This window comes from Streptomyces sp. HUAS 31 (genome assembly GCF_028198125.1).
Taxonomy (GTDB): domain Bacteria; phylum Actinomycetota; class Actinomycetes; order Streptomycetales; family Streptomycetaceae; genus Streptomyces; species Streptomyces chartreusis.
In genome coordinates this window covers 3,931,382-3,945,841 of sequence record NZ_CP116353.1, presented here as the reverse complement: position 1 = coordinate 3,945,841, position 14,460 = coordinate 3,931,382, and the positions used below count along the sequence as shown (strand labels likewise).

The window sequence follows — 14,460 nt, the reverse complement described above, 5'->3', positions numbered from 1 at the left end:
CGTTCAGCCGACGCGCTGGCCGACCCGGCGCTCCTGCGTCGCGGGCCCTCGCGGGGGCTCCAGGAACGATTCGGCGGATGGTTCCGGCTCCGGTGCCGGCAGCGCACGGAACACCCACGTGCGGTACGACCAGAAGCGGAACAGCGTCGCGATGCCGATGCCGAGGAACTTGAAGACGTTGCTCTGCAGCGGGCTGTCCCAGCCGAAGCCGTAGGTCGCCGCGTACAGGACACCGTTCTCGATCACCAGGCCGACCACGCTGAACAGCAGGAACAGGCTCAGTTCCTTGGTGCGGCGGCTCTTGTCGCGATCCCGGTAGGTGAAGTACCGGAAGCCGATGTAGTTGAAGATGATCGCGACGACCGTCGCGATGACGCTCGCGCGCACGACCTGGAGGTCGGTGACATGCCGCACCAGGTTGAACACCAGAAGGTTGACGAGCAGCCCCGCGCCGCCCACCGCGCCGAACTTCGCGACCTCACGGACCAGCCGGTCGAAGCGCTGCCGTACGGATTTTCCGGACACCGGAGGCGACACATGAAGCCCCGAGGAACCACGTCCCATGGTTGTGAAGGCTCCCTGTCGGTCGGTTTCGTCAACTCAGCCATGCTAACCACCCCCCTTCGCGATTGCCTGTGGGTGAGCTCATACGTCGGGGAAGAGACCCGGAAAAGTCCGGTAAGAGGGTCGCCCCGGCGCGGCCGATACCCTAGGGGCGTGACGTTCCCGGTAGTCGGCATGGTCGGCGGGGGCCAGCTCGCGCGTATGACACACGAGGCAGGCATCCCGCTCGGCATCAGGTTCAAGCTTCTCAGTGACACCCCGCAGGATTCCGCGGCGCAGGTGGTCAGCGATGTCGTCATCGGCGACTATCGCGACCTCGACACGCTGCGCGAGTTCGCCCGCGGGTGCGATGTGATCACCTTCGATCACGAACATGTACCCACCGAGCACCTACGGGCGCTGGAGGCGGACGGCATCCCCGTCCGCCCCGGCCCCGACGCGCTCGTGCACGCCCAGGACAAGGGAGTGATGCGCGCGCGGCTCGATGCGATCGGTGTCCCGTGCCCGCGGCACCGCATCGTGAGCGACCCGCAGGACGTCGCCGCGTTCGCGGCCGAGGGCGACGGCTTCCCGGTCGTCCTCAAGACGGTCCGAGGCGGCTACGACGGCAAGGGCGTCTGGGTCGTGGACGACGTGACCGAGGCGGAGGATCCCTTCCGCGCCGGCGTCCCCGTCCTCGCCGAGGAGAAGGTGGACTACGTCCGCGAGCTCGCCGCCAATGTCGTGCGCTCGCCGCACGGCCAGGCGGTCGCGTACCCCGTGGTCGAGTCCCAGCAGGTGAACGGTGTCTGCGACACCGTCATCGCCCCGGCGCCCGACCTCGACGAGGCCCTCGCGCTGAAGGCCGAGGAGATGGCCCTGACCATCGCCAAGGAGCTCGGCGTCGTCGGCCACCTCGCGGTCGAGCTGTTCCAGACCCGCGACGGCCGCATCCTCGTCAACGAACTCGCGATGCGCCCGCACAACTCGGGCCACTGGAGCCAGGACGGCGCCATCACCTCGCAGTTCGCCAACCACGTCCGGGCCGTCCTCGACCTGCCGCTCGGCGACCCGCGCCCGCGGGCCGGGTGGACGGTGATGGTCAACGTCCTCGGCGGCGACTACCCCGACATGTACTCCGCGTACCTGCACTGCATGGCCCGCGACCCCCAGCTGAAGATCCACATGTACGGCAAGGACGTGAAGCCGGGCCGCAAGGTGGGCCACGTCAACACCTACGGCGACGACCTGGACGACGTCCTCGAGCGCGCACGTCACGCAGCCGGTTACCTGAGAGGCACGATCACCGAATGAGCCCTGTTGTAGGCATCGTCATGGGTTCGGACAGCGACTGGCCCGTCATGGAGGCCGCCGCCCAGGCTCTCGACGAGTTCGAGATCGACTACGAGGTCGACGTCGTCTCCGCGCACCGCATGCCGCGCGAGATGGTCACCTACGGCGAGCAGGCGGCCGAGCGCGGGCTGAAGGTGATCATCGCCGGTGCCGGCGGCGCCGCCCACCTGCCCGGCATGCTCGCCTCGGTGACCCCGCTCCCGGTGATCGGCGTGCCCGTGCCGCTGAAGTACCTCGACGGCATGGACTCCCTGCTCTCCATCGTGCAGATGCCGGCCGGCGTGCCCGTGGCCACCGTCTCGGTCGCCGGCGCGCGCAACGCCGGGCTGCTCGCCGCCCGCATCCTCGCCGCCCACGACGAGGACCTGCTCCAGCGGATGCGCGAGTTCCAGCAGGACCTGAACGACCAGGCCACCGAGAAGGGCAAGCGACTGCGCGCCAAGGTCGAGGGAGCGGGCGGGTTCGGCTTCGGCGCGGGGAAGTGACGCCGATGACCTCCCTGGAGGCAGCCCGGGAACTGCTGCGCGAGTTCCCCGTCGTCGACGGCCACAACGACCTCCCCTGGGCGCTGCGCGAGCAGGTCCGCTACGACCTCGACGCCCGCGACATCGCCGGCGACCAGGGCGGCCATCTGCACACCGACATCCCCCGCCTGCGCGCGGGCGGCGTCGGCGCGCAGTTCTGGTCGGTGTACGTCCGCTCGGACTACGCGGGCGACAAGGCGGTCAGCGCCACCCTGGAACAGATCGACTGCGTACGGCAGTTGCTGGCGCGGTATCCGGGCGACCTGCGCCCGGCGCTGACGGCGGCGGACATGGAGGCGGCCCGCGCGGAGGGCCGTATCGCCTCCCTGATGGGTGCCGAGGGCGGCCACTCGATCGCCGACTCCCTCGCCACGCTGCGCGCGCTGTACGCGCTCGGCGTCCGCTACATGACGCTCACGCACAACGACAACATCGCGTGGGCGGACTCGGCGACGGACGAGCCCGGCGTGGGCGGCCTGTCGGCCTTCGGTCGTGAGGTCGTGCGGGAGATGAACCGCGAGGGCATGCTGGTCGACCTCTCGCACGTGGCGGCCACGACCATGCGGGACGCCCTCGACGTCTCCGCGGCCCCGGTGATCTTCTCGCACTCCTCCTCCCGCGCGGTGTGCGACCACCCGCGCAACATCCCGGACGACGTGCTGGAGCGCCTGCCCGGCAACGGCGGCGTCGCGATGGTGACGTTCGTGCCGAAGTTCGTGCTCCAGGCGGCGGTCGACTGGACGGTCGCGGCCGACGAGAACATGCGCGCCCACGGCTTCCACCACCTCGACACGACCGCCGAGGCGATGAAGGTGCACCGCGCCTTCGAGGAGACCAACCCGCGCCCGGTCGCCACGGTGTCCACGGTCGCCGACCATCTGGACCACATGCGCGAGGTCGTCGGCGTCGACCACCTCGGCATCGGCGGCGACTACGACGGCACCGCCTTCACCCCGGACGGTCTGAACGACGTCTCCGGCTACCCCAACCTGATCGCCGAGCTGCTGGACCGCGGCTGGTCGAGGCCCGACCTGGCCAAGCTGACCTGGCAGAACGCGGTCCGGGTGCTGGGCGCGGCGGAGGACGTGGCCCGCGGTCTTCAGACGACGCGGGGTCCGTCCAACGCGACCATCGAGGCACTGGACGGCTGATCGTCGAGGGCGGGGTAGTCGGTGTAGCCGGTCGCCCCGCCCGTGTACATCAGGTACCGGTCCCGCACCGGGTTCAGCGGCGCCCCGAGCGCGAGGCGCCGCACCAGGTCGGGGTTGGCGAGGAACGGGCGGCCGAGGGCGATCAGATCGGCCCCGGCGGCCAGCAGCCGGCCCGACTCCGCGCCGATCGTCGCCGCGGACAGCCCCGGGAGCACCGGGTTGGCGATCAGGGCGCCCGGCCAGGCGGCCCGGATCCGCCCGAACAGCGGGTCCGCCGGATCGGCGTGCACCAGATGCAGATACGCGAGCCCCAGCCCGCCCAGCGCCGCCACGAGCGCCGGGTAGAGCGTGTCGGTGTCGGTCTCCTCGATGCCGTTGACGGTGTTGCGCGGAGAGATCCGTACGCCGGTGCGCTCGGGCCCGATCGCGGCGGCCACCGCCTCCACCACCTCCCGCACGAACCGGATCCGCCCGGCCGGCGAGCCGCCGTATCCGTCGGTGCGGCGGTTGGTGTTGCCGGACAGGAACTGGTGCAGGAGATGGCCGTTGGCGGAGTGCACCTCTACGCCCTCGAAACCGGCGGCCACGGCATTGCGTGCCGCGTTCGCGAAGTCGGCGACGGTGGCGCGGATGTCGTCGCCGGTCATCTCCCGGGGGACGACGGCGGGGCGGTGCCCGTCCGGCGTGAAGATCGTCTCCGGGAGCGGCAGGGGAGAGGGCGAGAGCGGGGTCAGTCCGCTGGTCGCGGGGTGGCCGACCCGGCCGCCGTGCTGGAGCTGGAGGAACATCGGGCCGCCGCCGGCCGCCCGAACCGCCTCCGTGACCAGCCGCCAGCCCGCCACGTGCGAGGGCGAGTGGATCGCCGTGATGTTCGGGTACGTCTGTCCGGTCGCGTTCGGTGTGGCGGCCTCGGCGATGATCAGGCCCGCCGAGGCGCGCTGGGCGTAATAGGTGGCCATCAGGGGAGTGGGCGTGCCGTCCGCCTCCGCACGGTTCCTGGTCAGCGGGGCCATGACGAGGTGGTTGGGCAGGTGCAGCCGGCCCAGGCGGGCCGGGGCGAGAAGCGGGCCGGTGGTTGCCTTCTGGGACTCCGTGAGCGTCATGCCCGTACCGTAAAATCTGACACTGGTGTCAGATTCAAGCCCGGACGGACCGAGAGGGTCGCGGAATGCGGATCGGTGAACTGGCCCGGCGCACCGGTGTGAGCGAGCGGTCGCTGCGCTACTACGAGGCCCAGGGGCTGCTGCGCGCCGAGCGCACGCCGGGCGGGCACCGCGACTATCCCGAGGCGGCCGTCGACCGGGTCGTCCGGATCCAGGAGCTGTTCGCCGCCGGGCTGCACAGCAGCCGGATCGCCCAGCTGCTGCCGTGCATGCGGGACGCCGACGGCGGCCCCTCCGCCGTCGCCACGCCCCGGCTCGTCGAGGACCTCACCGCCGAGCGTGCCCGCATCGACCGCATGATCGCCGACCTGGTCCGTTCCCGCGACACGCTGGACGAGGTCATCGAGGCGGCGCGGGAGGGCTGAGGTACCCCCGAACGCCCCGTCCACCTCGAAGGCCCCACGGGTCCGTGCGACCGTGACCGTACTGCTGACCAGTACGTCGATCACGTACGGAGACCGCCATGGCAGACCTCAAGTACGAAGCGGATGCCGGCCCCGAGGTCGGCGAGATAGGTGATCTGCCCGAGCGGCTGCCCGAGGCCGTCGACGGTCCGGAGGCGGACTCCGGCGCCGACCTCCTGGCCCGCGCCCACCGCCTGCTGGCCGCGCATCCCGTCGCCGACGGCTACAGCGGACTGCCGTGGGCGCTGCGCCGGCTGCCCTGGTTCGACCTGGAGCTCGGCGAGAGCGCCGTCGACACCGATGTGCCGCGGATGCGCGAGGGCCATGTGGGCGCGCTGTTCTGGGCGCTGCACCTGCCCGAGGCGCTGGACGGGGACCGGGCCGTCGGCGCCACGCTGGAACAGCTGGACCTGGTGAAGACCGTCGTACGGGCCCACGCCGAGGGCCTGCGCCTCGCCGACACCCCCGGCCCGATCACCGACGCCCTGCACAGCGGCCGGGTCGCCGTGCTGCCGGGACCGGCGGGGGCCGCCGCGCTCGGCGACTCGCTCGGCATCCTGCGCTCCCTGCACGGCCTCGGGCTGCGCGCCCTGACCCTGTCCGGCGTCTCCTGGGCGAGCGAGTCGGGGCTGACCCGGTTCGGCGAGGAGGTGCTGCGCGAGATGAACCGCCTCGGTGTGCTGGCCGACCTCTCCAGCGCCTCCGCGGACACCGTGCGCCGGGCGTGCGCGGTGTCCAAGGCACCGGTCCTGTGCGCCCGTTCGGCCGCCCGCGCCCTGCGCCCGCACCCGGCCAACCTCCCCGACGACCTGCTGGCCGAGCTGAGCGCGGTACGGGGCCTGTGCATGGTGCCGCTCACCGCCGAGCAGACCGGCCCGTCCGTCCGGGACGTCGCCGACCATCTCGACCACGTCCGCGAGATCGCCGGCCCCGGCTGCGTCGGCCTGTCCGGCACCTATGACGCCGGCGCCGCCCACCCGCAGGACCTCAGCGACGCCTCCTGCTACCCGCACCTCGTCGCCGAACTGCTGCGCCGCGGCTGGTCCGAGACCGACATCGCCCTGCTGACCTGGGGCAACGTCCAACGCGTGCTGCGCGAGGCCGACTTCACGGCCCGAGAGGCGCAGCGCCGCCGGGCACCCTCGACGATGAAGATCGCCGAGCTGGACGGCTGACCGGCGGCCGGGACGGCCCGGTCGCGGACGTCAGGCCCGGCAGAGGCAGAACGGGTGGCCCGCCGGATCCGCGTAGACCCGGAAGCCGCGTGAGCGGTCGTCGGTGTCGAGGGGCTTGGCGCCGAGGGCCAGGATCTGCGCCTCGGCCGCGTCCAGGTCCTCGACGCTCAGGTCCAGATGGAACTGCTGCGAGTGATCGGGCGCGGGCCACTTCGGCGGTACGAATCCGGGGGCGGCCTGGAACGCCAGCGCCCGCCCGCCCGGCACCGTCAGGTCCACCCAGTCCCCCTCGCCCTCGACGCTTCCGCCGAGCACGCCCGCGTAGAAACCGGCGAGTGCGCGGGGGTCGGGACAGTCCAGGACGACGGCGCCCAGTTCGGCGATGGCCATGACTTCCTCCTTGATGCGTGGTTACTGCTATAGCGCGTCAACGGGTAACGCGGTTACCCGATGCTCCCGTATTGGAGGTAACGTCGCAAGGGGATCGGAGAACTGAGGGATAGCGTGCAGCCATGAGTGAGAGATCGCCCGCGCCCGGGGGCCTGGAGCTGGTCGAGTCGCTGGTCAACACGGTGGCCCTGGACTCGGGCGCGGACGCGCTGGACACGGCGGAGGGCCGGGCGCGCTTCGGGCTGGGCGAGGAGGACGTGGCCGGGGCACGGGAGCTGCGGGAGTCCCTGCGGGTGGCCCTGCTCGCCCACGCGGGCCATCCGGCGCACCGCGAGGTGACTCCGCTCGGCGTGCTGCTGGCGGCGAGCCCGCTGCTGGTCGCGGTCGACGCCGCCGACGGCTCGGCCGTCCTCGCCGCCGCCGACCAGGGGCCGCTGCGCTCCCGGGTGGCCGCCGCCATCGCCCAGGCCCTGGTCGAGGGCACCTGGGGCAGGCTCAAGGCCTGCGAGGCGGGCGACTGCCACTGGGCGTACTACGACCGCAGCCCGGCGGGGCGCGGCCGCTGGTGCTCGATGCAGGTGTGCGGGGCGCGCGCGAAGATGCGGCGCTACCGAGCGAAGTGAGCCATTTCGAAAGGTCGTTGAAGATTCATTCGGCGTGATACGCCCGGGTGCGGCAGAATGCGAAGGACGCCGTTTCGGCCGACTGAGCCTCGGCCGAAACGGCGTCGCGCCGGCCGGGCACCGTTTGGCGGCTCGGCAACGCCCTTGAGGGGCGCGGGGAACTGCGCGACCAGCCACGACGGCGCCGCAGCCGAACGACGGCGCACATCACGGCTCATCCAGCGGAGCGCTAGGCCGTCGGGCGTCCCATCGCCCGGTAGCTCCAGCCGGCCTTGCGCCACAGCTCGGGGTCGAGGGCGTTGCGGCCGTCCAGGATGACCCGGGCCGCCGCGACCTCGCCGAGCGACTTCGGGTCCAGCTCCCGGAACTCCCGCCACTCCGTCAGGTGCAGTACGACATCGGCGCCCCGCACCGCCTCGATCGCGCTGTCGGCGTAGCCGAGGGTCGGGAAGAGGCGGCGGGCGTTGCCCATGCCCTTGGGGTCGTAGACCGTGACCTGGCCGCCCTGGAGGTGGATCTGCCCGGCGACGTTCAGCGCGGGCGAGTCCCGTACGTCGTCCGAGTCGGGCTTGAAGGTGGCGCCGAGCACCGCGACCCGCTTGCCGAGGAACGGCCCGCCGCCCAGCGCCTGCCGGGCGAGCTCCACCATCTGCCCGCGCTGGCGCATGTTGATGGAGTCGATCTCGCGCAGGAACGTCAGCGCCTGGTCGGCGCCCAGCTCGCCGGCGCGGGCCATGAAGGCGCGGATGTCCTTGGGCAGGCACCCGCCGCCGAAGCCGATGCCGGCGCGCAGGAACTTCTTTCCGATCCGGTCGTCGTGCCCGATGGCCTCCGCGAGCTTGGCGACGTCGCCGCCGGCGGCCTCGCAGACCTCCGCCATCGCGTTGATGAAGGAGATCTTCGTGGCCAGGAAGGAGTTCGCGGAGGTCTTCACCAGCTCGGCCGTGGGGAAGTCGGTGACGACGAAGGGGGAGCCGTCGGCGATCGGCTTCGCGTAGACCTCGCGCAGCAGCTCCTCGGCACGCTCGCTGCGCACGCCGACGACGATCCGGTCCGGGTGCAGGGTGTCGTCCACGGCGAAGCCCTCGCGCAGGAACTCCGGGTTCCAGGCCAGCTCCACCTCGCCGCCGCCCGGCGCGAGCTCCAGGATGCGGGCCGCGAGCCGGTCGGCGCTGCCCACCGGCACGGTCGACTTGCCGACGACCAGGTTCGGGCCGCGCAGGTGCTTGGCGAGGGACTCGACGGCGGAGTCGACGTAGCTCATGTCGCAGGCGTACTCGCCGTGCTTCTGCGGAGTGTTCACGCAGACGAAGTGCACATCGCCGAACTCGGCGACCTCCGCCCAGTCCATGGTGAAGCGCAGCCGGCCCGTGGAGCCCTCGATGCCGGCGACGTGCTTGCGCAGCAGTTCCTCGAGACCGGGCTCGAACATCGGGACCTGGCCCCTGCCGAGCATCTCGATCTTCTCGGGCACCACATCGAGCCCCAGCACCTCGAACCCGAGCTCGGCCATGGCCGCGGCGTGGGTGGCGCCGAGATAGCCGGTACCGATCACGGTGATCTTGAGGGCCATGGGGGACTCCAGAAGGGGGACGGCGGCGTGCGGGCCCGAGCATAACCGGAGGCCCTGACGGGCAACTTCCCAGCTGTCGCCAAGCTCACGTATCACTCCCGTGGGCCGACCCCTAAAATTTGAGTTACTTAACGGTAATTAGCGTCGGCATCACACTTGCCACCCAGCGTCCTTGGAGCGTGAGAGACCTTGGCCGGATCGGCTGACTTCGACCTGTACCGCCCGTCCGAGGAGCACGACATGCTCCGTGACGCCATCCGCTCCCTGGCCGAGGCGAAGATCGCACCGCACGCTGCCGCGGTCGACGAGGACGCCCGCTTCCCGCAGGAGGCGCTGGAGGCCCTGGTCGCCAATGATCTGCACGCGGTGCACGTGCCCGAGGAGTACGGCGGCGCCGGCGCCGACGCCCTGGCCACCGTGATCGTGATCGAGGAGGTGTCCCGCGTCTGCGCGTCCTCCTCCCTGATCCCGGCGGTGAACAAGCTGGGCTCGCTCCCGGTGATCCTCTCCGGCTCCGAGGACCTGAAGAAGCGGTACATGACCCCGCTCGCCAAGGGCGAGGGCATGTTCTCCTACTGCCTGTCCGAGCCCGACGCCGGCTCGGACGCGGCCGGCATGAAGACGAAGGCCGTCCGCGACGGCGACCACTACATACTGAACGGCGTGAAGCGCTGGATCACCAACGCCGGCGTCTCCGAGTACTACACGGTGATGGCGGTCACGGACCCGGCGAAGCGCTCCAAGGGCATCTCGGCGTTCGTGGTGGAGAAGTCCGACGAGGGCGTCTCCTTCGGCGCCCCCGAGAAGAAGCTCGGCATCAAGGGCTCCCCGACCCGCGAGGTCTACCTGGACAACGTCCGTATCCCGGCGGACCGCATGATCGGCGAGGAGGGCACCGGCTTCGCCACCGCGATGAAGACGCTGGACCACACCCGCATCACCATCGCCGCCCAGGCCCTCGGCATCGCCCAGGGCGCCCTCGACTACGCCAAGGGCTACGTCCAGGAGCGCAAGCAGTTCGGCAAGCCGATCGCCGACTTCCAGGGCATCCAGTTCATGCTCGCCGACATGGCCATGAAGATCTCGGCCGCCCGCGCGCTGACCTACCAGGCCGCCGCCGCCTCCGAGCGCGGCGACGCCGACCTGACCTACCTGGGCGCCGCCGCCAAGTGCTTCGCCTCGGACGTGGCGATGGAGGTCACCACGGACGCCGTCCAGCTCCTCGGCGGCTACGGCTACACCCGTGACTACCCCGTCGAGCGCATGATGCGCGACGCCAAGATCACGCAGATCTACGAGGGCACCAACCAGGTCCAGCGCATCGTCATGGCGCGCAACCTGCCGTAGCCCCGCGGGATTTGAAGGTGAAGGGTGTCCGGGTTTCCCGGGCACCCTTCACCCGTTCGGGCCCCTGGCACCGCCTACGACGGAATGCTGAGGTGTGTGCCCTGTGCGACTTCTGGTGTGAATTGTTCGTGTCCGCCCGATGGCGCCCCGCCGCGGGCGGGCGTAGGACGGAAGGGCACGGGGCCCGCCCCGGGCTCCCGCGTCCCCCCAGGAGGAGCCATGACCCAGCCCGGAACCATGCCGATGAGCAAGGAGATGCAGGACTGCGTCGACGCGTGCATGACCTGCCACAGCATCTGCGAGGAGACCATGAGCTCCTGTATGCAGATGGGCGGCCAGGCCCAGATGCAGATCATGCGGGCGCTCATGGACTGCGCCGAGACGACCCGTATGTGCGCGGACATGATGATGCGCCGCTCGCCCATGTCGGCCGAGATGTGCGCGATGTGCGCCAAGGCCTGTGAGATGTGCGCCGAGGCGTGTATGTCCATGCCGGACGATCCGCAGATGATGCGCTGCGCGGAGGCGTGTCGCCGCTGCGCCGCGACCTGTCACGCGATGGCCGGCGCCACGATGTGACCGCCGCCTGACAGCAGTCGAGGGCACCCGATGCGGGTGCCCTCGATCAGTGCGGTCGCGCCTCACTTGTCCGAGACGGTCACCGTCTCGTCGTTCTTCAGCTGCTCCACCAGCTTCTTCACCTTCGCGGTGTCCCACTGGAGGTTGCCGTTGCCGGAGTTGCCCGAGATCGGCATGTTCATCGACTTGCCCTCACCGCCGCTGACGCCCTTCATCGCCCAGAACATGGACGCCAGGTCCCACAGGCTCATGTCCTTGTCGACGGTCAGGGAGTCCAGGCCCGCGCCCATCGTCGGGTAGAGCTTGAAGGGGTTCAGGATCGTGCCCGGGGTGGCGACCTGGTTGGCCAGGGCCGAGAGGAACTTCTGCTGGTTCTTCGTACGGTCCAGGTCGGAGCCGGGCAGCGCGTACCGGGTGCGGACGAAGGCGAGCGCCTCCTCGCCGTTCAGGGTCTGCTTGCCCTCCTTGAAGTCGGCCCCGGACTTGGAGTCCTTGATGCCGCCCTTCGGGATGTCTATCTCGACGCCGCCGACGGAGTCCACGATGTTGGCGAAGCCGCCGAAGCCGATCTCGACGTAGTGGTCGATGTGCAGACCGGTGTTGGCCTCGACGGTGCGGACCAGCAGCTCGGGGCCGTCCTCCGCGTACGCCGCGTTCAGCTTGGTCTGCCGGCCGGTGCCCTCGTAGAGCTTGCCGGAGTCGGAGCCCTTGTACGACGGGATCGTGACGTTCGAGTCGCGCGGCAGGGACACCAGGGTGTCGCCGTTGCTGCCGACATGCAGGATCATCATCGAGTCCGTGCGCTTGCCCTCGGCGGAGCCGGTGTGCAGCTTCTTCTTCTCCTCGGCGGACATGCCCGCGCGGCTGTCGGAACCGACGATCAGGTAGTTGGTGCCCTCGCCCGCCTCCGGCCGGTCGATGACCTTGGACAGGTCGACGTCACGGTTGAGCTTGGAGTCGGCCCAGAAGTAGGTGGCGACGGACGTCACGACCAGCAAGGTCACCAGCGTGATCGTGGTCACCTTGATACGGCGCCGCCAGTTCGGCGCGGGCCGCGGCTCGCGCATCCCCCCGCCGTCACGGCCGCCGCCCCCGCCGCCGTAGACCTGGCCCGTGTTGTAGCCGCTGTCGTACCCGTCGTCATAGCCGTCGTCGGCGTAGCCGCCGTGCCCCTGGCCGTTCACGTACGACGGCTGCTGCGGCACACCGCCGTAGCCCTGGCCGGGCGGCGCCGCCTGGCCGCGGCGCACCTGCCGCATCACGCGCGCGCCCTCGGGCTGTGCGCCAGCGCTGCCGCGTCCGTAACGGCTGCCGCGGTTGTCGTCGGACCATGCCTGGGGCCAGTCATTCATGCGCCTAAGTGTGCAGGGCTTGGCCAGGTGTCTTACAAGGGTCGGCGAAAAATAGAGGCACGGCTGTTGCGAACCCAACACAAAGTCCGCGAATGACGGCGCGGCATAAGGTGGACGGCATGACAGACCAGGTCACCGCAGTGGAGTCGGGCAATCCGGAGATCCCGGGCAAACCGACATCCGCATCACGCACCACTCTCAGCCACATCATGACCCACAACGACACCAACCTTCTGGGGACCGTGCACGGCGGTGTGATCATGAAGCTCGTCGACGACGCCGCGGGAGCCGTGGCCGGCCGGCACTCCGGCGGCCCCGCCGTCACCGCGTCCATGGACGAGATGGTGTTCCTGGAGCCGGTCCGCGTCGGTGACCTCGTCCATGTGAAAGCACAGGTCAACTGGACCGGGCGGACCTCGATGGAGGTCGGCGTACGGGTGCTCGCCGAGCGCTGGAACGAGTCGACGCCGCCCCAGCAGGTCGGCTCCGCGTACCTGGTGTTCGCCGCCGTCGACGCCGACGGCAAGCCGCGCCGGGTGCCCCCGGTGATGCCGGAGACCGAGCGCGACAACCGCCGCAACCAGGAGGCCCAGATCCGCCGCACCCACCGCCTGGCCCGCCGCCGCGCCATCAAGGAGCTGCGCGAGAAGCGGGCGGCGGAGGGTTACCAGGACTGAGCCCGGCCGAACCGGTGCCCCCGGGGACGGGGCGCCGAGGGCATGGCCGGTTCTCGACCCTGTTCCGGGGTTACGAGCACCCTGTCTCGTCGCCCCGGACCACCGCGGAGTGGCTCTTCAGCGGGTCCTCGGCCCGCACCTTGCGGACCTGCTTGAAGTCCTTGCCCACGATCACCTTCAACGTCGGCCCGAGCCCCTTCACCGCTCGCAGCTCGCTTCCGGGCAGGGCGGCCGCCAGGGACTTCGCCGAGCGGTCCCAGCCGGGGTCGTGGGCGACGACCGTCCGCTTCAGGGAGTGTTCCGCCGAGGGCGCCGGGCGTCCCGTCGTACGGAACCCGATCCCCGCCAGCGCCGTGTCGGCGCGCTTGCCGAGGCCCTCCCGCGCGGTGCCGTTCTCCACCTGGACGTGGATCTGCTGCGGGGCGACCTCCACCGGGACGGCCCGGTTCCGCGTGCGCTGCTCGGCCAGCGGCTTGTCCTCCCGCAGGGCCCGGAACAGGCGCTCGGCCCGCTCGTTGTCCCACTTCACCGTGGAACCGAGGCCCTTGACCGTGTACCCGAGCTGCCCGATCGGCACGGTCGTGAACTCCGACGACGAGGGCGAGAAGTTCCGCATCGCCCGCCCGAGGTCGAGCAGCTCGCCCGTGCCGAACTCCTTGTCGGCCCGCACCGACCCCAGCACCGCACGCGTCACGTCCCGGAACCGCATCGGGTTCAGCAGGATCCCCGACGACGTCGCCCGCTCGACCAGCGCCGCCATGAACCGCTGCTGACGCTGCACCCGGCCCAGGTCGGAGTCGCTGTCGATGTGCCGGGCGCGCACGAACTGCAACGCCTCGCCGCCCATCAGCCGATGGGAGCCGGCCGACAGGTCGAGCCCGGTGTAGGAGTCCTTCAGCGGCTCGGCGGTGCAGATCCGCACCCCGCCGAGCACGTCCACCGTCTTCATGAAGCTGGTGAAGTCGACCTCCAGATAGTGGTCGATCTTGACGTGCGTCATGTGCTCGACGGTGCGCACGGTGAGGTTCGGACCGCCCTCCGCGTACGCCGCGTTGATCTTGATGGTGTGCGCCCTGCGGCCCTCGCCGGCCGGCACCTCGGCGTAGGAGTCGCGCGGCAGGCTCACCACGCTCGCCCGCTCCCGGTCCGCCGAGATGTGCACGATCATGATCGTGTCGGTGCAGTGGCAGGGGGCGCCGCCCAGCTTGTACTTGCGCCGTTCCTCGTCACTGATGCGGTCGCGGCCGTCGGTGCCGACGAGCAGGACGTTCATCCCGTGCCCGGTCGGCGGCCGGTTCTTCATGTCCTTGAACGGGTCGACCCGCTCGATCTTCGCGTCCAGGCTGGTCACCACCGCGTGCCCGATGCCGGCGGAGGCGAGCACCACGACGGACAGCGTCGTCACCGCCCGCATGGCCCAGCGTGGCCGCCTGCGCCGCGCTGGAGCGACCGGCCGCTCGCCGCCACGGGACGGCTGCGGGCGTCGCTGCGCGGGGGCGGGGGAGCGGCGGGGCGGCGTGGGCATGGGGCGGTACCTCCGCTGGGGCTTGCCCTGGGGGCCGAACGTGGGATCCGTGAGCACCGTAGGGCCATACGATCTGCTGCC

General features: G+C 70.8%; 15 protein-coding genes. 9 read left to right on the top strand and 6 right to left on the bottom strand.

Features of this window, described 5'->3' with window-relative positions:
* Positions 1 to 3 precede the first annotated feature (3 nt).
* Positions 4 to 564 carry a GtrA family protein gene (locus PGH47_RS17365; RefSeq protein WP_271664192.1) on the bottom strand — a complete coding sequence of 187 codons (561 nt, stop codon included), beginning with the start codon at positions 562 to 564 and terminating at the stop codon, positions 4 to 6.
* 153 nt (positions 565 to 717) lie between these two features.
* On the opposite strand from PGH47_RS17365, the gene PGH47_RS17360 reads away from it, so the two are divergent.
* From PGH47_RS17360 to PGH47_RS17350, 3 genes are read left to right on the top strand one after another with little or no spacing between them, the layout of a single operon-like run.
* Positions 718 to 1,857: a 5-(carboxyamino)imidazole ribonucleotide synthase gene (locus tag PGH47_RS17360; RefSeq protein ID WP_107905763.1), complete on the top strand. Its 1,140-nt coding sequence runs from the start codon at positions 718 to 720 to the stop codon at positions 1,855 to 1,857.
* Positions 1,854 to 2,381, top strand: coding sequence for a 5-(carboxyamino)imidazole ribonucleotide mutase (purE, locus tag PGH47_RS17355; RefSeq protein WP_185843892.1), 528 nt, complete (start codon positions 1,854 to 1,856; stop codon positions 2,379 to 2,381). The genes PGH47_RS17360 and purE overlap by 4 nt, the downstream gene beginning before the upstream one ends.
* A 5-nt stretch (positions 2,382 to 2,386) precedes the next feature.
* A complete protein-coding gene (locus PGH47_RS17350) occupies positions 2,387 to 3,571 on the top strand; it encodes a dipeptidase (RefSeq protein ID WP_271664191.1) in 1,185 nt (394 codons plus the stop codon).
* On the opposite strand, the gene PGH47_RS17345 is transcribed toward PGH47_RS17350, so the two are convergent.
* Positions 3,520 to 4,674, bottom strand: a complete 1,155-nt coding sequence (locus tag PGH47_RS17345; RefSeq protein WP_271664190.1) for an alkene reductase — start codon at positions 4,672 to 4,674, stop codon at positions 3,520 to 3,522. The genes PGH47_RS17350 and PGH47_RS17345 overlap by 52 nt on opposite strands.
* A gap of 65 nt (positions 4,675 to 4,739) precedes the next feature.
* Here PGH47_RS17345 and PGH47_RS17340 point away from each other — a divergent pair, with 65 nt between their 5' ends.
* Complete coding sequence (locus PGH47_RS17340) at positions 4,740 to 5,099, top strand: MerR family transcriptional regulator (protein ID WP_176576820.1); 360 nt, start codon at positions 4,740 to 4,742, stop codon at positions 5,097 to 5,099.
* Between the two features lie 98 nt (positions 5,100 to 5,197).
* Entirely contained in the window at positions 5,198 to 6,313 is a 1,116-nt protein-coding gene (locus PGH47_RS17335) for a dipeptidase (RefSeq protein WP_271664189.1), read from the top strand.
* A 30-nt stretch (positions 6,314 to 6,343) separates the two neighbouring features.
* Here PGH47_RS17335 and PGH47_RS17330 read toward each other — a convergent pair whose 3' ends face one another.
* Positions 6,344 to 6,703 carry a VOC family protein gene (locus PGH47_RS17330; RefSeq protein WP_030949783.1) on the bottom strand — a complete coding sequence of 120 codons (360 nt, stop codon included), beginning with the start codon at positions 6,701 to 6,703 and terminating at the stop codon, positions 6,344 to 6,346.
* Positions 6,704 to 6,825: 122 nt separating this feature from the next.
* Here PGH47_RS17330 and PGH47_RS17325 point away from each other — a divergent pair, with 122 nt between their 5' ends.
* Positions 6,826 to 7,326 carry a CGNR zinc finger domain-containing protein gene (locus PGH47_RS17325; RefSeq protein ID WP_271664188.1) on the top strand — a complete coding sequence of 167 codons (501 nt, stop codon included), beginning with the start codon at positions 6,826 to 6,828 and terminating at the stop codon, positions 7,324 to 7,326.
* A gap of 229 nt (positions 7,327 to 7,555) precedes the next feature.
* Here PGH47_RS17325 and PGH47_RS17320 read toward each other — a convergent pair whose 3' ends face one another.
* The gene (locus PGH47_RS17320) at positions 7,556 to 8,899 is read right to left on the bottom strand and encodes a UDP-glucose dehydrogenase family protein (protein WP_271664187.1); all 1,344 of its coding nucleotides are present in this window, start codon (positions 8,897 to 8,899) and stop codon (positions 7,556 to 7,558) included.
* 189 nt (positions 8,900 to 9,088) lie between these two features.
* On the opposite strand from PGH47_RS17320, the gene PGH47_RS17315 reads away from it, so the two are divergent.
* Together PGH47_RS17315 and PGH47_RS17310 are read left to right on the top strand one after the other, a co-directional pair.
* Positions 9,089 to 10,246 (top strand): acyl-CoA dehydrogenase family protein, encoded by a 1,158-nt coding sequence (locus PGH47_RS17315; protein WP_030955588.1) that lies wholly within the window; start codon positions 9,089 to 9,091, stop codon positions 10,244 to 10,246.
* Between the two features lie 219 nt (positions 10,247 to 10,465).
* On the top strand, positions 10,466 to 10,825 hold the full coding sequence (locus PGH47_RS17310; RefSeq protein ID WP_030955587.1) for a four-helix bundle copper-binding protein: 360 nt from the start codon (positions 10,466 to 10,468) through the stop codon (positions 10,823 to 10,825).
* A gap of 62 nt (positions 10,826 to 10,887) precedes the next feature.
* Here PGH47_RS17310 and PGH47_RS17305 read toward each other — a convergent pair whose 3' ends face one another.
* Positions 10,888 to 12,177 carry an LCP family protein gene (locus PGH47_RS17305; protein ID WP_271664186.1) on the bottom strand — a complete coding sequence of 430 codons (1,290 nt, stop codon included), beginning with the start codon at positions 12,175 to 12,177 and terminating at the stop codon, positions 10,888 to 10,890.
* A gap of 119 nt (positions 12,178 to 12,296) precedes the next feature.
* Between PGH47_RS17305 and PGH47_RS17300 the strand changes: the two genes are divergently transcribed.
* Positions 12,297 to 12,854 carry an acyl-CoA thioesterase gene (locus PGH47_RS17300; RefSeq protein WP_176576861.1) on the top strand — a complete coding sequence of 186 codons (558 nt, stop codon included), beginning with the start codon at positions 12,297 to 12,299 and terminating at the stop codon, positions 12,852 to 12,854.
* A gap of 70 nt (positions 12,855 to 12,924) precedes the next feature.
* Here the strand turns inward: PGH47_RS17300 and PGH47_RS17295 are convergent, their stop codons facing one another.
* A complete protein-coding gene (locus PGH47_RS17295) occupies positions 12,925 to 14,379 on the bottom strand; it encodes an LCP family protein (RefSeq protein WP_271664185.1) in 1,455 nt (484 codons plus the stop codon).
* Positions 14,380 to 14,460 lie beyond the last annotated feature (81 nt).